This window comes from Corynebacterium lactis RW2-5, from assembly GCF_001274895.1.
In the GTDB taxonomy this organism is placed as follows: Bacteria; Actinomycetota; Actinomycetes; order Mycobacteriales; family Mycobacteriaceae; genus Corynebacterium; species Corynebacterium lactis.
The window spans coordinates 1,112,489-1,133,239 of record NZ_CP006841.1 but is presented as its reverse complement, the minus strand read 5'-3'; the positions used below and the strand labels follow the sequence as shown (position 1 = coordinate 1,133,239).

Annotated in this window: 19 protein-coding genes and 1 tRNA gene; 7 read left to right on the top strand and 13 right to left on the bottom strand. The window is 61.6% G+C overall.

Annotated features, from left to right (window positions below; all coding sequences use genetic code 11):
- The 3 genes from CLAC_RS04930 to CLAC_RS04920 are packed head-to-tail and all read right to left on the bottom strand — an operon-like array spanning position 1 to position 3,310.
- On the bottom strand, positions 1-1,572 hold the full coding sequence (locus CLAC_RS04930) for a DAK2 domain-containing protein (protein WP_053411949.1): 1,572 nt from the start codon (positions 1,570-1,572) through the stop codon (positions 1-3).
- 15 nt (positions 1,573-1,587) lie between these two features.
- The gene (locus CLAC_RS04925; RefSeq protein ID WP_425388806.1) at positions 1,588-2,289 is read right to left on the bottom strand and encodes a uracil-DNA glycosylase; all 702 of its coding nucleotides are present in this window, start codon (positions 2,287-2,289) and stop codon (positions 1,588-1,590) included.
- Positions 2,290-2,329: 40 nt separating this feature from the next.
- Positions 2,330-3,310 carry a thiamine-phosphate kinase gene (locus tag CLAC_RS04920; protein WP_053411948.1) on the bottom strand — a complete coding sequence of 327 codons (981 nt, stop codon included), beginning with the start codon at positions 3,308-3,310 and terminating at the stop codon, positions 2,330-2,332.
- Between the two features lie 80 nt (positions 3,311-3,390).
- On the opposite strand from CLAC_RS04920, the gene CLAC_RS04915 reads away from it, so the two are divergent.
- Positions 3,391-4,368 (top strand): DUF3515 domain-containing protein, encoded by a 978-nt coding sequence (locus CLAC_RS04915; RefSeq protein WP_053411947.1) that lies wholly within the window; start codon positions 3,391-3,393, stop codon positions 4,366-4,368.
- Between the two features lie 3 nt (positions 4,369-4,371).
- On the opposite strand, the gene CLAC_RS04910 is transcribed toward CLAC_RS04915, so the two are convergent.
- Both CLAC_RS04910 and CLAC_RS04905 read right to left on the bottom strand, forming a co-directional pair.
- A complete protein-coding gene (locus tag CLAC_RS04910) occupies positions 4,372-5,478 on the bottom strand; it encodes a D-alanine--D-alanine ligase family protein (protein ID WP_053411946.1) in 1,107 nt (368 codons plus the stop codon).
- A gap of 11 nt (positions 5,479-5,489) precedes the next feature.
- Positions 5,490-6,488: an NAD(P)H-dependent glycerol-3-phosphate dehydrogenase gene (locus tag CLAC_RS04905; protein ID WP_053411945.1), complete on the bottom strand. Its 999-nt coding sequence runs from the start codon at positions 6,486-6,488 to the stop codon at positions 5,490-5,492.
- Between the two features lie 132 nt (positions 6,489-6,620).
- On the opposite strand from CLAC_RS04905, the gene CLAC_RS04900 reads away from it, so the two are divergent.
- Positions 6,621-7,601: an NUDIX hydrolase gene (locus CLAC_RS04900; RefSeq protein ID WP_053413278.1), complete on the top strand. Its 981-nt coding sequence runs from the start codon at positions 6,621-6,623 to the stop codon at positions 7,599-7,601.
- Between the two features lie 140 nt (positions 7,602-7,741).
- Here CLAC_RS04900 and leuD read toward each other — a convergent pair whose 3' ends face one another.
- The gene (gene leuD / locus CLAC_RS04895; RefSeq protein ID WP_053411944.1) at positions 7,742-8,332 is read right to left on the bottom strand and encodes a 3-isopropylmalate dehydratase small subunit; all 591 of its coding nucleotides are present in this window, start codon (positions 8,330-8,332) and stop codon (positions 7,742-7,744) included.
- Positions 8,333-8,368: 36 nt separating this feature from the next.
- A complete protein-coding gene (leuC, locus tag CLAC_RS04890) occupies positions 8,369-9,796 on the bottom strand; it encodes a 3-isopropylmalate dehydratase large subunit (protein ID WP_053411943.1) in 1,428 nt (475 codons plus the stop codon).
- A gap of 87 nt (positions 9,797-9,883) precedes the next feature.
- Here leuC and CLAC_RS04885 point away from each other — a divergent pair, with 87 nt between their 5' ends.
- From CLAC_RS04885 to CLAC_RS04875, 3 genes are read left to right on the top strand one after another with little or no spacing between them, the layout of a single operon-like run.
- Positions 9,884-10,609, top strand: coding sequence for an IclR family transcriptional regulator (locus CLAC_RS04885; RefSeq protein ID WP_053411942.1), 726 nt, complete (start codon positions 9,884-9,886; stop codon positions 10,607-10,609).
- Positions 10,609-11,793 carry an MFS transporter gene (locus tag CLAC_RS04880; protein ID WP_053411941.1) on the top strand — a complete coding sequence of 395 codons (1,185 nt, stop codon included), beginning with the start codon at positions 10,609-10,611 and terminating at the stop codon, positions 11,791-11,793. The genes CLAC_RS04885 and CLAC_RS04880 overlap by 1 nt, the downstream gene beginning before the upstream one ends.
- A 41-nt stretch (positions 11,794-11,834) precedes the next feature.
- On the top strand, positions 11,835-12,533 hold the full coding sequence (locus tag CLAC_RS04875; RefSeq protein WP_053411940.1) for a MerR family transcriptional regulator: 699 nt from the start codon (positions 11,835-11,837) through the stop codon (positions 12,531-12,533).
- Positions 12,534-13,128: 595 nt separating this feature from the next.
- Here CLAC_RS04875 and CLAC_RS04870 read toward each other — a convergent pair.
- Together CLAC_RS04870 and CLAC_RS04865 are read right to left on the bottom strand one after the other, a co-directional pair.
- Positions 13,129-14,412 carry an HNH endonuclease signature motif containing protein gene (locus CLAC_RS04870; protein ID WP_053411939.1) on the bottom strand — a complete coding sequence of 428 codons (1,284 nt, stop codon included), beginning with the start codon at positions 14,410-14,412 and terminating at the stop codon, positions 13,129-13,131.
- Positions 14,413-14,527: 115 nt separating this feature from the next.
- Positions 14,528-15,487, bottom strand: a complete 960-nt coding sequence (locus CLAC_RS04865) for an SLAC1 family transporter (protein ID WP_082313118.1) — start codon at positions 15,485-15,487, stop codon at positions 14,528-14,530.
- Positions 15,488-15,557: 70 nt separating this feature from the next.
- Between CLAC_RS04865 and CLAC_RS04860 the strand changes: the two genes are divergently transcribed.
- Positions 15,558-16,439: a LysR family transcriptional regulator gene (locus CLAC_RS04860; RefSeq protein ID WP_053411938.1), complete on the top strand. Its 882-nt coding sequence runs from the start codon at positions 15,558-15,560 to the stop codon at positions 16,437-16,439.
- Between the two features lie 200 nt (positions 16,440-16,639).
- Here CLAC_RS04860 and CLAC_RS04855 read toward each other — a convergent pair whose 3' ends face one another.
- From CLAC_RS04855 to CLAC_RS04845, 3 genes are read right to left on the bottom strand one after another with little or no spacing between them, the layout of a single operon-like run.
- Positions 16,640-17,926, bottom strand: a complete 1,287-nt coding sequence (locus CLAC_RS04855; RefSeq protein WP_053411937.1) for a TRAP transporter large permease — start codon at positions 17,924-17,926, stop codon at positions 16,640-16,642.
- Between the two features lie 3 nt (positions 17,927-17,929).
- On the bottom strand, positions 17,930-18,538 hold the full coding sequence (locus CLAC_RS04850) for a TRAP transporter small permease (RefSeq protein WP_053411936.1): 609 nt from the start codon (positions 18,536-18,538) through the stop codon (positions 17,930-17,932).
- Complete coding sequence (locus tag CLAC_RS04845; protein ID WP_156324776.1) at positions 18,538-19,584, bottom strand: TRAP transporter substrate-binding protein; 1,047 nt, start codon at positions 19,582-19,584, stop codon at positions 18,538-18,540. Before CLAC_RS04845 ends, CLAC_RS04850 begins: the two co-directional genes overlap by 1 nt.
- Positions 19,585-19,777: 193 nt before the next feature.
- Here CLAC_RS04845 and CLAC_RS04840 point away from each other — a divergent pair, with 193 nt between their 5' ends.
- Complete coding sequence (locus CLAC_RS04840; RefSeq protein ID WP_053411935.1) at positions 19,778-20,509, top strand: IclR family transcriptional regulator; 732 nt, start codon at positions 19,778-19,780, stop codon at positions 20,507-20,509.
- Between the two features lie 47 nt (positions 20,510-20,556).
- Here CLAC_RS04840 and CLAC_RS04835 read toward each other — a convergent pair.
- A tRNA-Glu gene (locus CLAC_RS04835) sits at positions 20,557-20,629 on the bottom strand.
- Positions 20,630-20,751: the final 122 nt, after the last annotated feature.

The window sequence follows — 20,751 nt, the reverse complement described above, 5'->3', positions numbered from 1 at the left end:
CTACTCGATTCCAATTTGGATCGCGTCGTCAATGCCGGTCGCGTCGTAGGCGACGACATCGGCGTGAGCGTGGGTGCGGGCGAGTTCGGCCCGCAGCACTTCCACTGCGGAGGCCACAGCGTGGTTGCCCAGCAGTAGCGTAATCAGCTCGCCTCCCTGTCCCAGCATGTCTGTGACCGTGGCGACCAGGGCCTCATCGAGCGGACGATCCTGCTCGGCGTTCAGGCAGGCCGTGCGGATTCCCGACGATGCCTCGCTCATGGCGTAGGCGTCCACTGCCAGCGGCCGCGAGGCATCGTGCACGGCCAGCGCGGCCAGACCCGACGCAATCGAGTCCGTGGGAACAATGCCGAGGGTATGCTGCCCGGCGGCCGCGGTCATCTCGATCTGCACCAGCTCGTCTCCGCTGACCAGACCGTTTGGCAAGAGCATCACCTCGCCCGTCCCCGGCACTGAGCGCATGGCGGCGAGAACCTTGGTGATGACGTCATCATCGAACTCGCTGTCTGCGTCCTGCGAGGCGTCCGCACGGGGAGTCGGCGACACCGCGATCGACCCAGAGGAGGAGACCAGCTGTGTCAGCGGCCCCTCGGGGACGACCGCGATGACGACCCGCTTCCCCTTCGTCGCGGAGCCTTCGCCACCGACCGCGACGGTGAGGCCTTCCAGGACCTCGATCCTGATTCCCTCCGGGCGCCCGAAATCCAGCGCGGCCTCGATAACTGCGCCGGGGTCCGTGGAGTGGATATGGACCATGTAGACGCTGCCCTCCTCCGCGCTCGCGCTGGGTTCCCCCTCGCCGGCGACAATGAGAGAATTGCCCAGCGGGTCCAGGCGCTCACGCAGAGCCTTGGCAGCGTCCGCGCCCTGTAGCGAGATGACGTACATGACCTCCATCTCCGGAGCGGAAGGCGCCGCGGCATCAACGTGAAGGTCGACGGGCGCCGCGCTGCGGCCGGAGATTTCGTCGGAAAGCGCATCCAACAGCAGCACCAGCCCCGCGCCACCGGCGTCGACCACCCCGGCATCGCGCAGGGCGGACAGCTGGCTCGGAGTCTTGCCCAGCGCATCGCGGGCGGCGGTGGCGACATGGGCTGCGAGCTCCGCGACGCTTTCGCCCTGGTATTCCTCCGCGGACACGGCCGCGTGGCGCAGCACGGTGAGGATAGTTCCCTCGACGGGGTTGGCAATCGCGTGAGCGACGTGGCGCACCGCCAGCTTCAGCGCATGCCTGATGGCGGCGACGGTGATCCCCCGGTCGGAGGCGGCCTCAGCCAGCGCGCGGAATACCTGGGACAGGACGGTTCCGGAGTTGCCCCTGGCACCCCGGACGGCACCGGCGGCCAGTGCTGCGGCCACGGCGCGCACATCGCTGGAATCGACCTGCTCCGCGGACGAATATGCCGCGCCCAGGGTGGCGAGCATGTTCGACCCCGTGTCCGAATCCGGGACCGGGAAGACGTTCATGCTGTTAATCTCGTCGCGGCGGCGCTGCAGAACGTCGACACCCCGGCGAACCCAGCCGAGGATCGCTTGGCCGTTTAGGGATTCAACCGAAGACTCCAATGACATGGACACTCACTTTACCTACAGGGTCCAGTCGATGGGCGCCGAACCCTGGCGCTCCAATGAGTCATTCGCGCGGCTAAACGGGCGCGAGCCGAAGAAGCCTCTCGACGCCGACAGCGGCGACGGATGCGGAGAACAGATGCAGTCAACACCCGGCATCCATTTCTGCAGGTTTTGAGCGTCGCGGCCCCAGAGGATTGCCACCAGCGGCTTGTCACGGGCGACCAGCGCCTTGATGGCGTGCTCAGTGATTGCTTCCCAACCTTTGCCACGGTGGGACGCCGGCGCGCCAGGCGAGACCGTGAGTACCCGGTTGAACAGCGCAACTCCCTGGCGGCACCACGGGGTGAGATCGCCGTTGGCAGGCGTCGGCAGGCCCAGGTCCGCCGAGTACTCCTTAAAGATGTTCGCCAGCGAACGCGGGACCGGTTGCACATCCGGCTGCACGGAGAAGCTAAGTCCCATCGCGTGCCCCGGCGTCGGGTAGGGATCCTGGCCGATGATGAGTACCTTGACCTCGTCGAACGGGTAGGTAAAGGCGCGAAGAACATCGGAGCCCGCCGGGAGGTAGCCGCGACCGGCCGCATTTTCCTCGCGGAGGAACTGCCCCATGCGGTGAATATCATCCGCCACGGGCTCGAGCACCCGGGCCCAGCCCTCCTCGACGGGAAGTGGCGCTGGATTTGCTGATTTAGCTGAATTGTTAGCGTCCGCCATCATACTTCTCTTCTTTTTAATCTGTTTTCGAAACGGCACCCAGCTAGAACGACACCCAGCCGCTGTCGTGCGCGGGGGCCTCGCCGTCGATGAGCACGGCATCAAACTTGCTGCGTACTACCTGACCAATGCGGCGGAACCCCGTCGGGGGCTCGCCTGGGATGGAGCCGAGAAGCGTGTGGTCCTCCCCTCCCGTGAGCACCCAGTCCCACGGGTCGGCGCCGAGGTGATCCGCGGCGGCGCACATCAGCTCGTCGGGAGCGATTGCATCCCCATCGACCTCGACGGTTACTCCGGAGGATTTAGCAATCGCCCCGATGTCGACGACGAAACCGTCAGAGTTGTCGGTCAGCGATCGTGCTCCTGCGGCGCGCGCGGTCGAGCCGCGGCGGTATTCGAACTCGGGCGTGCAGTGCGCGGCAACTAGCGGCGCGAACTGCTCCGGGACCGCGCCCGGTGAGCCGAAGCGTTCCAGCAGGGCCAGACCCGCCGCCGAGTATCCGATGCGTCCCGACGCGATCAGGGTGTCTCCCGGCTTCGCGCCAGAACGCAGCAGCGGCCGCGACAGACCGCCGAGCTCCCCCATTGCCGTGATGGAGATGACCAGGCTGTCGCCGCTGACCACATCGCCGCCGACTAGCTCTGCGGGGCACTGCTTGCCCTGGCCCCACAGCCCCTCCGCGATTCCGGTTACTACCCGGACCGGGGTCGAAAGAGGCGCGGAGATGCCGAAGAGGATTGCCGTCGGGCGCGCACCCATCGACTCGATATCCGCAAAGTTTTGGATTGCGGCCTTCGCACCAATCTGCTGGGGCGTGGACCAGTCCAACCGGAAGTGACGCCCCTCCACCAGCATGTCCGTCGAGGCCACGAAGCGGGCGTTCGGGGTTGTCTGGGTCAGCACTGCGGCATCGTCGCCGTTGCGCGCAGAAGGGGCGATGGCCCGAATCGCTTCAATCACACCAAATTCGCCGATATCAGCAATCGTCTGTTCGCGGGGCGGTCCGCCAAACTGCTCAGTCACGGTTACTCTCACGGTCCTTATTAAGTAGGCATTAACGAGTCATTGTCTCGGTCTCCCCGGCGCAACGTAGGATTGGCCTTATGGGAAACGCACCTCAATCGGGAGAAGCTGTACAGAACAACAGTAGCCGTCGGCGCGCGGCTATCGCACTTGCCGTAGCGGTCGTTGCGGTTTTGGGCGTTATCGGCGTTGCCAAATACGTACAGGACAAGCAGGCGGCCCAGCCGGTCGCGATTTCCAACCCGGAGCTCCCCGCAGACGATTCCCCCGAGTGCGCTGCCCTCCTCGACCGCCTGCCGGGTCGCGCGGCGGGTCTCGTGCGCGCACAGGTTGCCGAGCCCGCGCCGCTGGGCGCTGCCGTGTACCGCAACATCGACGAAGATCGCATCACGCTGCGCTGCGGCGCCCCCGTGCCGGCGCAGTACAACGACCTGGCATCGACGCAGGAGGTCGGAGGCGTGAAGTGGCTGCGCGTCGTGGACTCTACCGATAGCTCCCTGTCCACCTGGTTCACCGTCGGCCGCGAGCCTGTCGTCGCCATCACCGCTGAGGGCAACGCTAACGCCGAAGACGCCCTGGCGGACCTCGCCGAGGCACTGCGCCCCGACTCCGATTACAACAACGCCCCGAAGCGCGGACCGATCCCGCTGGCGAACCTGGCTGCTCCGAAGGCCGACAACCTCTGCAAGGGCCTTAACTCGGCCCTACCCAAGGAGCTCGGCGGCCGCCACATTCTCGGCGCCGATGAGATTCCGACCGAGCTGCCGAAGGACATGGTGGTCTGGGGCGGTACCGACGCCGACCCGATTACCCTGCGCTGCGGCGTCGACGAGGCACCGAGCTACGGCGTGGCTAAGCAGCTGACCCAGGTCGGCGACATCGTGTGGTTCAACGAGCCGACGCTGTCGTCGGGCACCTCCGGCACCTGGTTTGCCCTCGGCCGCGAGCGCTTCGTCGCCGTGAACATGCCGATGTCGGATGCCTCAAGCCTGCTGCCGGTAGTCTCCGGTGTCGTTGCAGACAACCTGAAGAACACCTCCCCCTCCGAGGCGAAGTAAGAACTACCTCCGCGCCACCAGCGCGCGGTCGATCAGCGCGGCCAGCAAATCCGGGTAGGCCACCCCGGAGGCCGCGAACATCTGAGGGAACATCGAAATCGGGGTGAACCCTGGCATCGTATTGACCTCGTTGATAATCGGCCCCGCTTCCGTGACAAAGAAGTCGACGCGGGTCAGGCCGTCGCAACCGAGAGCACGAAATGCTCGTCGCGCGTCCGTTGCCAGCTCATCGAGCACCTGCTGCGGCAGCTGCGCTGGAATCTGGGCCGTGACCACGTCATCCAGGTACTTCGTCTCGAAACCGTAGAAGCCCTCATCCGAGTCCTCCGTCCCGTTCAGCAGCGCCGGGACAGACACCTGAATCTCGCCGTCCGCGCGCTGCAGGACACCGATCTCCACCTCCGCGCCGTCGATTCCGGCCTCCACGATGACCTTCCAGTCGTGTTCACGGGCCAGAGCAATGGCCGAGCCCAGGGCCGCCCAGTCGTCGACACGCGAAATGCCGATTGAGGAGCCGCCGCGCGCCGGCTTCACAAACACAGGCAGCCCCAGCCGCTCCTTCTCCCCCTCGGTCAGCTCCTCACCGAGGTGCAGCACGACCTGATCGCCCGTGGGAAGACCCGCCGCATGCAGCAGGTTCTTCGTCCGCTCCTTGTCCATGCCTGCCGACGACGCCAACACGCCCGGCCCCACATAGGCCACGCCGGACAGCTCGAACAAGCCCTGAATCGTGCCGTCCTCACCATGGGGACCGTGAAGAACCGGGAAGATGACGTCAACTTTGTCATAGACCTCACCGGCGCGGTCTCCGGCGATGAAGCGCAGCTCGCCGCGACGGGCGGAATCGACGCTCAGCGCGATTTCCTCGCCGCCCGCGGGTACCTCGGGCAGTTCCCGGCCGTGCTTCTTGAGCGACTCAATGTCGCTGGTGCCGACGGTCCACGTTCCTTCGCGGGTAATGCCAACGGGGACGACGCGAAATCGCTCCGGATCCAGGTGCTCCATAATCGCGCCGGCCGAGACACAGGAGACATTGTGCTCCGGGCTAGCGCCGCCGTAGATTACGGCGACGGCGATGCGGTTTTCAGGCGAAGTATTCGGCGAAGTCATGGTTGGAGATTCTACTCTGACTTTCGACTGCGACCCATCAGGGCGCGAATCGTTTCGTCGACCTTCATCCCCTCATGGCAGACGGCGTAGACGGCCTCGGTAATTGGCATCTCTACCCCGTTACTGCGGGCGAGGTCACGAACCGAAATGGACGAAATCACGCCCTCCGCAACCTGGCCACGGGTCGCGTGCTGCGCCTGCTCCAGAGTGTCACCGCGGCCGAGGCGGTCACCGAACGTGCGATTACGAGACAGCGGCGAGGAGCAGGTGGCCACCAGGTCGCCGATTCCCGCGAGCCCTGCGAAGGTCTTCGCCTCGGCACCTACCGCGTCACCCAGGCGGGTGATTTCCGCCAGCCCTCGCGTAATGATGGTGGCCAAGGTGTTCTCGCCGAGTCCCTGCCCGGAGGCCATACCGCAGGCCAGCGCGATGACGTTCTTGCAGGCGCCGCCGATCTCGCAACCGATTACGTCGGTGTTCGTGTAGGGGCGGAAGTACTTGGTCGCCACGGCAGCCTGAATCATCTTGGCGTTGTTCTCGTCCGAGCAGGCAATGACGGTGGCGGCGGGCTGCTCGAGCGCAACCTCGCGAGCAAGGTTTGGCCCGGAAAGAACGGCAATGCGTTCGGGTTCGAATTCAGTGACCTCCGCGATGACCTCGCTCATGCGCAGATGGGTTTTCTTCTCCACGCCCTTCGCCAGGCTCAGCAGGATCGTCTTCGGGCCGATGTGGTCTCTCCACGCCTCCAAATTGGAACGCAGGGTCTGGGAGGGAACGCCGAGGACCACCACGTCGGCGTCGGCAAGCGCATACTCCGCGTCGGAGGTTGCCTCGATGTTGTTAGGCAGCCACAGTCCGGGCAGGTAGTCGTGGTTCTCGCGGGTAATCTGGATGCGCTGGGACTGCTCAGCCCGGCGCGACCACAGTTTTACCGGATTGCCGCCGTCCGCGAATACCTTCGCGAGCGTCGTACCCCAGGAGCCCGCGCCCATTACCGATACAGCCACCATCGCTCTCGCCTCAATTCTCACGTGTGTAATTTGCCACCAGTCTAGCGAGCAATCCGGCGCGACGAACCCCCGAACGGCTACTAAGCTTGGGTAACTGGACATAACGTCGAGACTCGGAGGGAATTTCAGATGATGCACGAAGAGGACAAGGACCGCAAAGGCGACACTTTCGTCACCGGCCGCCTCACGGAGATTCCCGTCAAGCCCGCCGAAGGTATCTCCAAGCCGACCTTCGCCGCCGGTGCCGTCCTCTGGCGGGGAAATCCTGCGGACCCCCAGGTCTGTGTGATTCACCGCCCGCATTACGACGACTGGTCCCTTCCCAAGGGCAAGCTGGATGCCGGGGAAAACTTGCTGGCCACGGCGGTGCGAGAGATCTGGGAGGAAACCGGCTATCGCGTGCGCTTGGGCAAGCTGCTCGGTAACGTCTCTTATCCCGTCGCTGGTCGCACCAAGCTGGTCTGGTACTGGACCGCCGAGGTGCTCGACGGCGATTTCGAGAAGAATTCCGAGGTCAACGAGCTGCGTTGGGTAGGTTGGGACGAAGCGGAGAAGCTGGTGTCCTACGAGCTCGACCGCGAGGTTCTGGCCAAGGCCCGCAAACGCATGAGCAACGAGCCCGACACCCGCGTGATTCTGGTGCGCCACGGGCGCGCCCATCGCCGGGCGAATTGGAATGGCAACGACTCCCTGCGCCCACTGGACAAGAAGGGGCGTCGGCAGGCGGAGCTGCTTGTCTCTGCGTTGGAGGGGTTCCGGCCTGAGCGCATCTACTCGGCGGAACCGGTGCGCTGTCAGGACACGGTCGCACCCCTTGCTGCCGAGCTCGGCATGGATGTCACAGTCGACGAGCGCTTCGGCGACGAGTTCTGGATTTCCAACCTAGTTAAGGCGAAGAAGGCCTTCGCCGAGGTCATCGCCGAGGGTGGGGTCAGCGTGATTTGCTCGCAGGGGCTGACCATCCCCGATCTTCTGGCATCACTGTCCGCGAAGGGCACGTTGCCGCTCGATGGTGAAATCAACTGCAAGAAGGGCTCCGCCTGGGTGCTCGGCTTCAACGACGGTGTGCTCACCACCGCCGATTACTACGCCTCGGCGCTACCGGTGAAGTAGGGGTGAGCTACCGGACGGCTTCCTCCACGGGCACTTTAGCGCTGGTTGGCGACTTTAGCGCTCGCTCTCGGCTGCTCTACAGTCGCTAACGAGCGCTAAAGTGCACACGAGGAGGCGGGGCTACCTGAAACGCCGAGCCGCTACAGCGTCTTCGGCTTGTGGCTGAGGCGCTTGTTCTCATATGCCACGATGTCTTCCTCATTGCGTAGCGTCAGGGAGACGTCGTCAAGCCCCTCCATCAGGCGCCAGCGGGTGTAGTCGTCGACCTCGAAGGGGAGGACCTGCTCGCCAGCCTCGACGGTGCGGGCCTCCAGGTTGACCGTGAGTTCCATGCCAGGGTTGGCCTCGAGCAGCTTCCACAGCAACTCGACGTCGGACTGGGACATCTGAGCGGCCAGAAGGCCGGCCTTGCCGGAGTTACCTCGGAAGATGTCGGCGAAGCGGGAGGAGATGACGACGCGGAAACCGTAGTCCATCAGGGCCCAGACGGCGTGCTCGCGGGAGGAGCCTGTGCCGAAGTCGGGGCCCGCGACCAGGACAGAGCCGGAAGCGTAGGCCTGGCGGTTGAGGACGAAGTCGGCCTCGTTGTTGCGCCAGTTGGAGAACAGGCCGTCCTCAAAGCCGGTGCGAGTAACGCGCTTTAGGTAAACGGCCGGAATGATTTGGTCAGTGTCGACGTTGGAGCGCTGCAAGGGAACGCCGACGCCGGTGTGGGTGACAAACTTTTCCATTGGTGAGTTCCTTAATTCTCTACGGGTCGGCGGATTTTATAGGTCGGCGGGGGACGCGAAGTGGCCGGCCACTGCGGTGGCGGCGGCGACGGCGGGGCTGACCAGGTGGGTGCGACCACCCTTGCCCTGGCGTCCTTCAAAGTTACGGTTGGAGGTCGACGCGCAGCGCTGGCCCGGAGTCAGCTGGTCTGGGTTCATGCCGAGGCACATGGAACAGCCCGGCATGCGCCACTCAGCGCCCGCCGCAGTGAAGATCTCGCCGAGGCCCTCTGCCTCTGCCTGCTCACGGACCTTTGCCGAGCCCGGGACGATGAGCATCTGGACGCCGTCCGCGACCTTGCGGTCTTTCAATACATCGGCGACGGCACGCATGTCCTCGATACGGCCGTTGGTGCAGGAGCCGACGAACACGACGTCGACGCCAACCTCGCGCATAGGCGTTCCGGCAGCTAAGTCCATGTACTCGAGTGCGCGCTCGGCGGCGATGCGCTCGGAGTCTTCGGCGATTAGCTCGGGGTCCGGGACTCGCTCGCCCAGCGGAATACCCTGGCCCGGGTTGGTACCCCATGTGACGAATGGGGTCAGCGCAGATCCATCGATTTCGACGACGGTGTCGAACTCTGCGTCATCGTCGGTGACCAGGGACTTCCAGTACTCGACGGCGGAGTCCCACTCCTCGCCTGCCGGAGCGTGCGGGCGCCCCTTCAGGTATTCGAAGGTTGTCTCGTCCGGGGCGATCATGCCGGCACGGGCACCCGCCTCGATGGACATGTTGCAGATGGTCATGCGTGCTTCCATCGACAGCTTCTCAATAGCCGAGCCGCGGTACTCGATGACGTGCCCCTGACCACCGCCGGTGCCGATTTTGGCGATAATCGCCAGAATCAGGTCCTTGGAGGTAACGCCCTCCTGCAGCTCGCCGGTGACGTTGACCGCCATGGTCTTGAACGGCTTCAGCGGCAGGGTCTGGGTGGCAAGGACGTGCTCGACCTCGGATGTGCCAATGCCAAAAGCCATCGCGCCGAACGCGCCGTGAGTCGCGGTGTGCGAGTCGCCGCAGACGACGGTGGTGCCCGGCTGGGTCAGGCCCAGCTGCGGGCCGACGACGTGAACAATGCCCTGCTCGCGATCGCCCATCGGGTGCAGGCGGATGCCGAACTCCTCGGCGTTCTTGCGAAGCGTTGCAATCTGGGTGCGGGAGGTCGGCTCGGCAATCAGATTGATAGCGCCACCGGCAACCGTGGTAGGAACGTTGTGGTCCTCGGTCGCGATGGTGAGATCCGGGCGACGCACCTTGCGTCCGGCAAGGCGCAGACCATCGAACGCCTGCGGGGAGGTAACCTCGTGGACGAGGTGCAGGTCGATGTAAATCAGATCTGGTTCGCCGTTTTCGCCTTGCTTGACAACGTGATCGCGCCAGACCTTCTCGGCGAGGGTCTTCGGGCTGGTGTCCGTGGTGCGCATGGTGGGTGAGCCGCCTTCCGGATGTGAACTTGCGGGTTTTATTTCCCGCACCTTTTATCTCAAATTATGAGATGTTAATATCATGGCATGGGACAGATTAGCACATCGGAGACCGCTGCCCTAAGCGGCATTAAAGTTCTCGACCGCTCGGTACTTATCCTCAAGGCAGTTGCGGACCATCCGCGCACTCTCGCCGAGCTCTGCGAGGACACCGGGCTGCCCCGCGCCACGGCACATCGCCTGGCCACCGCTCTCGAGGTCCACCGCCTGGTCACCCGTACCCCCGATGGCCGCTGGACCACTGGTCCCGGCCTCACCGAGATTACTCCGGTCACCACCGACCTGCTTGCCGACGCCGCCGCCCACATCCTCCCCCGCTTAGTCGAGGCATCCGGCGAATCCGTCCAGCTTTATCGTCTCACCGGCGACACCCGCACCTGCATCGCATCCATGGAGCCCGCCACCGGCCTGCGCAATACCGTTCCCGTCGGCTCGCGCATGCCTCTGACGGCCGGTTCCGCCGCGCGCGTTCTTCTCGCCTTCGGCCCTGTTGACTTGGCCGAGCGTCTCCTTCCCGAGGCAGATTTCACCCAGCAGGACCTCGAGGACTGCCGCCGCCTTGGCTGGTCCGAGTCAATGGGCGAGCGCGATCCCGCCTTGGCCTCCGTCTCGGCTCCCGTATTTGATGCGCACCGCCGTATGATTGCCGTTCTGTCCGTGTCCGGCCCCGTCGAGCGCATGCTGCCCTCCCCGTACCAGTGCTGGGGCACCCAAGTCTTGGAGGCCGCGAAGGAAATGAGCTCGCGCCTGTAATGCCTTCTTATTACCGCCACGTCGTCCTTTTTCTGTCCATGTTCGCGGCGGTGGGCTCCTCCGTCGTCCACATGGGCGTGCCTTTTCTGATTCCCTCTCTCGAGGATTCCGGGCTCAGCCTCTCCGCCGCAGGCCTCATTGCCGCCATGCCCGCAGCGGGCATCGTCTTCACCCTCATCGCCTGGGGATGGTTCGTCGATCGCTACGGCGAACGCGCGGCCCTTTTTGCAGGCCTATCCTCCACCGCCTTTACGACGGCGCTAGCAGCCTGGGCGGCGTCGGCAAGCCCCGCGCTACTAGGCGGTGCGCTGTTTATGGCGGGCTGCGCCGCGGCGAGCGTGAATTCCGCGTCGGGCCGGGTGGTGTCAGGCTGGTACCCGCCGAATCAGCGCGGAACGGCGATGGGCATCCGCCAGATGGCACAGCCGCTCGGCGCGGCACTATCGGCGGTCACGATGCACCCGCTGGCCCAAACCTACGGCATTTCCGGGGCCCTGTTGATGCCCACACTACTGTGCGCGGCCCTCGCTGTGCTGGTGCTCATCGGAGTCAAGAATCCACCGCGCCCCGACGCGCACAGCTCTACCGAGACGGCAAGCCCCTATCGAGGGTCGCGGTACCTGGTTCGCATCCACATCGCCTCGGCTCTACTGTCTTGGCCGCAGTCGATGATGGGCGCGTACATCCTAGTCTGGTTACTGTCGGTTGGTTATTCCAGTGGCGCGGCCGGATCGATTGTGATGGTCGCCCAGCTCCTCGGTGCTGGCTCACGCGCGGCGATGGGGTTTGTATCCGACCGCGTCCGCTCGCGCATTCGCCCCTACCGCTGGGTCGCCGCAGTCACCGCCGCGCTCTCGATTGCAATGATGCTTGCCGACGCTGCTGGCCTGCGACTCACCGGAACCATCCTGGCGTGCGCTCTGGCCGTAGCAGTGGTCAGCCCGAATGGCCTGGCGTTCACCGCCGTGGCCGAGTACGCAGGACCCTTCTGGTCGGGCCGCGCGATGGGCACGCAAAACACGTTCCAGAACATTATTTACGCGGCGACTCCCCCAATTTCTGGCGCCATTGTCGCCGCGTTCGGGTTCCCCGCACTGTTCGCAGTGACGGCAGCGTTTCCCGCCGCAGCGCTAGCCGTGGCACCGCGGGAAGATCAGTCTAGGCGCGGGCACGCGAGGCTTTAGCGCCTTGACTATGACGTAGCGTCATAGTTCAGGATTGAGGTATGCGCACCTCGGATATCGCAAGAATTGTCGGCTGCACTCCACGGACCATCAGGCATTATCACCAGATAGGCATTGTCCCGGAGCCATTACGAGATGCCAATGGATACCGAAACTATGGTTTTTCAGATCTCGCACGAATACTCCGCGCTAAGGCACTTTCTGACGCAGGAGTACCGCTCTCCGACATTGATGATGAAGTCGATATTGACCGCGCCTTATCGTTACTCGACGACAAAATTCGACTGCTTAAGTCGCAACGCCAACGCCTCCTAGCTCTGAGCAATCACCAACTTGCAGTCCCCGACGATATCCAAATCTTACTTCGACAGATTTTTCGCGATGAGGAATTCGCAGCACGTGAAATTGCTTCGTTTCAAATAATGGCGCTATTAAAAATTGCAGATGAGGACACTTGGAAGGCTCTCAGACAAAGGCTCACAAACTTGCACATCGTCGAGACAAGCAGGGCTATTGAGGATATCTGGCTTCAGCTCGGAAAACTTGAGCCAAATTCGAATCGAGCAACCCAGCTAGTGAGCCAACTCGAAGAGCTATTCCCTGATTGCTGGCTGGCAGGTCTCCCTCTTAGCCCGGGTAATGAAATTCATCTCAACGCCGCTGACATAGAGATTCGTGGAGCCCAAATATTGGCGTATGCGGAAATGGCCAAGAAAATTGCGGAAGATCAGGGTCTATGAAGTTCAAAGAAGTTACTACTTTGGCTGCCAAGCACCCGGGAATTCGTCTTCTCCTTCACGAATTGGCACTTTGGCGGGATCTCCTTCGTTGGATTCGCAAAATCCTTGCTGTTCCCGAAGACTCACAACCTATCCTGGCTAAGTCTGGGAGACTCTCACTCCCAATTGCGATGACTTGCGTGTCAGTCGTCGAAATTTTTGTAGTTGAGCTACTTCTTACTGGTCTCACCCGGTGGGTTGTACTGTTCGTTTCCGTATATTCCCTACTGCTCCTTTGGGCATTTGTCGGTCGCGGCTTTGTCTATCCGCATTTCCTAACCAAAAATGAGATTGTTTTTCGTCATTTCGGTAAGGAAATCTGCCGTGTGCCTCTATCCTTCGTGTCCTCCGCTTGCCAATACAGGTCTTACTATTCGAAGGCACGCGACATCACCAGCGGAGTTCTTATACTCGGTGGCAGCAATGGCACAAATGTCAGACTGATGCTTACACACCCCACCGCTGCCTTACCTGACCAATGGCCGTGGCAAGCCAAAAAACCGAGTAAAATCACTGAAATACAGTTCTACTGCGACCGGCCCAAAGAACTGCTCAACTACTTGTCGCTGCTATCTTCCCCCGACATTTCCTCTTCATCCTCATCCTCAACGAAGACCGTGGACACGGAAAAAGACATCAGCCAGTCGATGTAGTTTTGGTGCCTGGCTTTGAGCTTTCGCGTCATACGCTGGTCGAAGGTCTGCCGCCCGAAGCCGGCCATCGGGCCGCTCGGGACGCTGACTGCTGTGGTGCCGTCAACCGAAGTCCACAACTCGGTGCCATCTTCAAACGCGGTTACATCGAAAAGTTTGTGCGTTTTCAGGTTATGGTGACGACGACACAGGCAGTGCAGATTTTGAGTATCTGTAGGCCCGCCGCTTTCAGGGCTTTCCTGGTCAAAGGGCTGAATATGATCCAAGTCGCACTTATGCGCCGGGGTCTCACAGCCCGGGAAGCGGCAAGTGCCATCCCTGCCGTGCACGCGAGCAACCTGGGCAGGGGTCGGATGGTAGCCGTCCGTGGCACTGTCCCCAGATAGCCGAACGTGCGTCACCTCGCGCATCCACTCTTCGGTCGCGAGCGCACCAAGCCACTCAGCACCGTCAAACCAGGCATTGTCCGAGTCCGGGCTGCGGAAGATATTTAACACAACCTCCGCTTCGGTCTGCTGCGTGATCAACTTGACTAAGGCTTCGGGCAGGGGGACGCGACCGGCGGGCTCCTCCTGTTCCTTGCGCTTGCCTGCGGTCAACTTGTCAGATGCGGCCTTGATTGCCGACATAACTAGATGCGCGCGATCTGGCCGCAGGGTCGCAATAATCTGCGAGTACTCTCCCCCATCCAGTGTCTGCAGAGTGACGGACTCGGAAGACACCACATTCGGGACTTTCCCGTCTCCACGCGCCCGGTCGTCGAATTCAGCGACGATATCACCAATCCGATTGTTCAAGGTCCGCGGACCAACCATTGCCTGCCGACACTTCACCGGAGTCAGAAGCTCCAGGATTTCCGCCTCGACGGCTTCAACCTGCTCATCCAATACGCCGTAGGTGCCATTAGAAATAATATTCAGGTGCGGTAGACCGAGCGCCGCAGTTTCCCGAGCGAAAGCCGCCACCCGGGGCATTCGGCGCAACATCAGCCCAATCTCGCACAGCTGCAGAACTTTCCCGCGACTCAGCCCCAGTCGAATACCGAGAGTGCCGGCGTGAAGCTCAACATCGTCATCACCGTCCGGACAACATGCCTCAATCAGATTTAGCAAAGCGAGATTAGACGACCGAACCAGAGCCGACAGCTCATCTTCGGGCTGCTGATGCGCCCAGTAAGCCGATTCCATTTCCCCCACGAGCAATCCCCTCCCCGGCGGAAAGCCTTGTTTTTCTAGCTACCCAAATCGTACACCCATTCGAATCATTAGTAAATAGCTCATCGAATATTTTCCCGACATCTCCTTATTCGACCATCGCCCACCACCCAAAACGAGCAACACATGCGACCCAGTGCACGGCCAACAGAGCCAGAAAACCGACGCTAACTATGTCCAACCACGCATATCCGGTCGCACCGGAGAGCAAGTGCGCCCCCAGACACAGGGTGCCAACAGGAAAAGTCGACCCCCACCAACCGGGACTATAGCCAGCCCAGCAGATAACGGCACGCACGAATCGTCGGAAAGCGAAAACGGCGGGAGCAATCCCGGCGGCGAGCATGGCGAACCCATAGACCACTGCAAACCTGCCCCCAAAAAGAACCTGCGCAGCGGCGGTGGACTGCCCCACCACCCCAAGGGGAATCCAAGCGGTGCCGGCAAGGGTTTCGGGAATATCGAGGCGCCCGTAAATGGCAGCGAGGTAACAGCGAGCAAAAATCGGCAACGCGGTGAAAAACGCGAGACAAAAGGCCACAACGCCCGCCCAATGATAGAAATCGGCAAACAATCCACCGCGGGCAGACAGCTGCCCAGCACTTGTCGCAGCGACCATGGGAGACACAAGAGCGAGCCCCCATTGAAAAGTCGGCACCCCCGGGAAGCCGCGCAACTGATTCAGACAGACAACGAAGGCCAGCGGCGCACCGCACCACCAGGAAGCTTCCTGCCACAATCCCTGCCCCACCACGGCCGTCGCGGCGGAGCCTACAGACATCACCCCCATCGCGAACATTCCCCACGGCGCCATAAGATGACTGCCCCACCCGGGATTGCGATATGACAACCAGCCGACCACGATGAATACAAACGCCCCAATGGCGACCACCATGAGAAGCGCCGGAACAATGGGCACGCCATGAGTTTGAGCGAGAGTCGCAAAGATGGAAGTACCCATCAGTGAGCCCGCCCACGCGGGCCCCGGGGGTGCGAGAACGCTACGCCCACCTTTCGTCCGCGCACCGATATTCCTAACCACATGCATGCTGCAAACCTAGCGGGCCCGACGAAGAAACCAGGGCAACAACGATTTTTGTCAGGGGTACCATGAAAACATGTACCCCAACCTACCTGCAGTGGAAGAGCTCGAGGCCGTCCTGGCCGTCGCCAGCACAGGATCCATTTCGATGGCCGCCCGCGAATCCGGCATCCACCAGCAGACCATGTCAGCCCGCATCGCCCGCGCCGAGCGCTCACTGGGCTTTGACTTATTCGACCGATCCCCCTACGGAGTCTCCCCGACAGAGCGCGGAGCGGAAATCCTCGGCGCAATTCCTGAACTTTTGGGCGCGTGCCAACATTTCAGCTCCCTAGCCTCCACTTTGCTTGCCGACGATAGCCCCCGACGTCTCAGTATCGCGGTATCAAATACGGTTGCAGAGATCTACTACCCAGGGTGGGCAGCAACGTTCCACGCTGGACACCCATCAGTGCGGCTGACCATGCTTCAGGCCAATTCTCATAAGGTACGGGAAATGGTTGCCGAGGGGACCGTCCCGTTAGGAATCGTCGAAGGAGGACAACCCCGCCACGACTTAGAAGAAGTAGCAATCGGAACCGACGAACTGGCCGTCGCAGTGCCCAAGGGCCATCCATGGGAGCAGAGAGCCATTATTTCCGCAGAACTTTTACGCAGCACGCAGTTGATTGTGCGCGAACCAGGATCAGGAAGCCGTCGAGTCATCGAGGACGCGCTTGGAAATATGGCCGAACCGGCGGGCGAGTTCGGTTCACTTTCGGCTCAGCGGTCTGGAATTCTAGCCCTCAACGCTCCGGCCATAATTTCTACTGGCGCAATTGCCGACCAGGTCACACTAGGAAAGATTACGATTCTCCCCGCCGAGATTCGCTTCGATCGCCCCATCAGTGCGGTACTGCGGCGAGGATACGAGCCAAGTGACGACATCGCGGAGTTCATACGAATCGCCGCGAGTTAAGAAAACACTGAGGGTTGATTAACGAGAATTACCACCGCTTAGTCACGCACAATCCCGTGTGACACAAAAGCAGGCCGCACGGTCCCCGAGCTCCCCGCCCCCTTCCCTCACCAGGCATCAACAACGTGCCGAACCAGGGATCTATCAACTTCGGTTTCCTGTACTAATACTTCATGCACTAGTCCCCGACTAGTTTTTTGCTATCCCATCAGATTCGGAACCCACATAACTAGCCCCGGCCAGAGCAGAAACACCATCGCCATCAGTAGCATGACGACCACATAGGGAAACGCTCCCCTAAAAACAACCACCGCTGGGATACCCGAAGATTTTGAAACCACGAACACGTTAAGCCCCATCGGCGGCGTAATCATGCCCACTTCGGCAAGCAGAATCATAAAGATTCCGAACCACACTGCGTCGTATCCCAGTTCCTCAACCACGGGCAGGACAATCGGCACGGTCAACGCGATGATCGCAACCTGATCCATGAAGAAGCCCAGCAAAACGTAAAACGCCGCAATGAGAACCATTACAAGCAGCGCCGGCATGGCGGAATCCTCGATAGCCTGAACCAGCTTCGGAGCTGTGCGGGTCTCAGTCAGGAAGTGCCCCAACACGTGCGCAGCCATAACAATGGCAAGAATCATCGCGGTAGACTTCACCGTTTCCGCCACGGCAACCAAGAACTTCTGCGTCGTAAAGCGCCCGCGTGCAACAACCAGAATCAACGCCACCAACGCGCCGAGCGCGGCAGCCTCTGTCGGTGTCGCAATTCCGAGGAAAATCGAGCCGACGACTGCAACGAAAATGAACAGCAGCGGCGATGCGTGCCACAGGGACTTCCACTTCTCCGCCCAGGTCGAACGCTGCCCGGCCGGCACTGCCCCTTTCTGAAAGGCCATGCCGACGTACATCGTCGCCACCATAGCAATTGCGATGAGCAGGCCTGGGAAAAACCCAGCTACCAGGACATCTCCCACCGATGCCTCTGCGGTAATCGCATAAAAAACGAGGATAATGCTCGGCGGAATCATCGCAGCGAGTGTTCCGACGGAGGCAACAAGGCCACTAGCGACGGTCTGCTGGTAGCCCTCGGAAAGCATGCGCTTCGTCGACGTCTGGGCCAGGGTCGCGGCCGCCGCGGTCGACGATCCGGACACCGCGGCGAATGCCGTGCCCGCGCCCACCGAGGCGACACCCGTGCCGCCCGGAATGCGGCCGACCAGGGACCTGGCGGCGTCGAAAAGCGAGTCCAGCAGACCCGACATCAGCATGAACTGCGCCATCAACATGAAGAGAGAAATGGCCGATAGAGAGGAATTGCGCACCGCGGTGGCGGGGGCTGTTTCGAGGATTGGCAATGCGTGTCCAAGCCCGCCGAGGAGGACTAGCCCGAGAAATCCAGTGCCGAGGATCGAAAAGGCAACTGGCACTCGCAACATAATGAGCACAATAAGTGTGACAAGAATGATTGCTAAAAGCACGCCCTACTCCTCTCCTGGCTCGTAATCCGTCGCGGGTGCGGACCAGCTAGTGGTGAGCTCACGGAAAATATCTATTGCGACAACGACGAATCCGAGCACAGCGGCGGTCGGCACGAGGATCCGCCAGGTCCAGCTGGGCCACGGAAGATCGGCCATTCCGGGCGGGATTCGCTCGTCGATGGAGACAGAGAAGGCAACGTTATCGACCCCCGCCACCGCCAGAGATAGGAATGCGCCGGCGACGATAACCTCAGTGAGCAGCATCAATACTTTCCGCGTTCGCGGTGCAAACTTCCCATAGAGGGAAGCGACGGCAATATGCGCACCCGTCCGATACGCCGTGACAAGACCGAAAAATGCGATTGCCACCATGAGGTAGCGCTCCGAAAAGCCGACGTTCCACCCGAGCGGGCGGGCCAGGACACCGCGCATGAATACCTCGACCACGGTCAGCACTCCGACAGTGACGGTCGCAGTACCGGCAATCCACGCACAGATACCCGAGATGAAATTCTGGAAGCGGTGAAGCGCCTGATAGTCATCGGTAATGAAGCCGTAAGTCGTACGCCGCCCGGTGCCGTGATGGCCGGGGTGGAGAATGATGCTCTCCATCACTTGCCCCTTTCCGCGCGGCCGGCGTTATCCTGCAGGGCCTTCTCGTAAGATCTCATGACTTCGCCAGCAGGTCGGCCAATGGCCTCTAGGTCGCGTACCCATTTGTCGCGAATAGGCCTTGCCAGCGCATCCCACTCGGACCGCTGCTGCGACACGTCGATTAACTTCACGTTTTCCTTCTCCATCTCAACCAGCTGCTTGTCAGCGGAGTCGTTGAGCCCCTCGCACAGGCTCTGCTGGGCGTCGTCCGCCAGCTCGGACAGGACCCGCCGCTGCTCTAGCGTGAGGGATTGCCAAGTGTCCTCGTTTATGGCGAACACCGTGCTGAAGGAGCCGAGGTTCGCCCCTTTCGTTGAGTAACGCAAGACCTCGTGCAGCCCATACGGCGTAATCGAGACTGGCGACGCGACTGTCCCCTCTACCGTCCCCCTCGTGATGGCCTCGTAGAGGTCGCCGATCGGCATCGCCACGCCGGCCGCCCCGACAGAGTCAACCACCCGGTCATGGGCGCCTCCGGTCGAACGCTGGACCGTGCCTTTCAGATCCCCTGGAACGCGGACCTCACGGTTGGCCGTCAGAGCCTCGTAGGAAGGGATCGACCCAACCCACAGCGCGCGCAGGTTCAGCGGTTTTAGCTCCTCTTCGTAGAGTATCCCGCCCTTGTCCATAAGATTGCGCAGTGCGTAGGCCGAAACGCAGGAATCGTTGCCCAGCCCCGGCAGGTCACCGACGCTGGCAAGCGGCATCTCCGAACCGACATACGCCGGCGAAATCGGCGCGATGTCCGCCGCACCCGTGCGCACCATCGTGGCCATGTCCGACTGCTTGCCCAGCTGCCCGCTGCTGAAATACTCGAACTCAAGCCCCAGTTCAGGAGCCATTTCTTCCAGAGCCTTCACCACCTTCTGAGTGCCGCCCGCCCCCATCGGATGCTTCGCGCTGAAGCTGTCGCCCATCACGAGCTTTGCCGCAGAGCCGTCGCCACCCGCCGTACAGCTCGCCAGGAATACCGGGGCCGCCGCCGCAGTCAGCGCGGCCGCCACTTTTCGATACAGGCCTTTTCCTCTCCTCAACTAGAGCCTCCCTCCGCTTACCGACGCCTATTAGCGTCGCCGTCGGCTTGCGTTCCTATATAGGAACTGCCAATCTTGCATACGAACTATGATTTCAATCACAAAAAGATACTGTCAAGGTTTTGGCTAAAAAAGTTTTGAAGCAAAAAGAGCGGCCCGAACAATGAGAACTCAACCTGCAGGAAAAGAGCACCGTACGGTTTCCCGAGTGATGGGCATACTTGAGGAAGCAGCGAAGTCCCCCCACGGCGTGCGGCTCAACACCCTGGCACTCGAGCTACAGGCCCCGAAGTCTTCCCTCCACGCGCTGACAAAGGGCCTAGTGGCGCTGGGTTACCTGACCGAGACCAACGGCACCTATTTCGTGGGGCCGGCAGTCGGCACGCTATTGTCCCGTGCGCCCGCTTCCGTGGAGGAGGCAGCACGCCCACTCCTTGCAGAGCTGCGCGACCAATTCGACGAATCGGTCATGCTTTCTCGATTTGTCGGCGACGGCGTTGTGTACTCGGAGTCTTTCGAATCGACCCAGATCATCCGCTACTCGGTACCCCAGCGAACTCGCCGACCGCTCTATCCGACCAGTTCGGGAAAGTGTTTTCTCGCATGGTCCCCCGACGGATTCGCCGAACGATACCTGGACGAAGCCATAAAGGACAGCATGCAGCGGCAACGGGCCCTAGAAGAACTCCAGCAGATTAGGCAACAGCGAGTGTCCATAAACAGAGGCGAAGTCGTCCCCGAGGTCAGCGGGGTCGCAGCACCTATATTCAGAGGTGAGCGCGTCGTGGCCGCACTCGCAATAGCCGGCCCGACTAGCCGAATCGTGAAGAGTATCGACAGCATTGCGAACGCGGTTCAAATGACCGCCGCGGAGCTCTCACAGCATCTGAGCTAAACAAAAACTCCCCGCAACCCTCGAAAGGATTGCGGGGAGAAGCCTTGTACCCCGTACGGGATTTGAACCCGTGTTACCGGCGTGAGAGGCCGGCGTCCTAGGCCGCTAGACGAACGGGGCATAATCTGCTCAAAAGCATCTCTGCTCGCTGCGGACTTGACAAAGAGTAGCAAGCGTTGTTGAAAACTTCCTAATCAGCAGGTCAACGATGTTTTTCAGGCAGGTTAGGGAGCCTTTGTCAA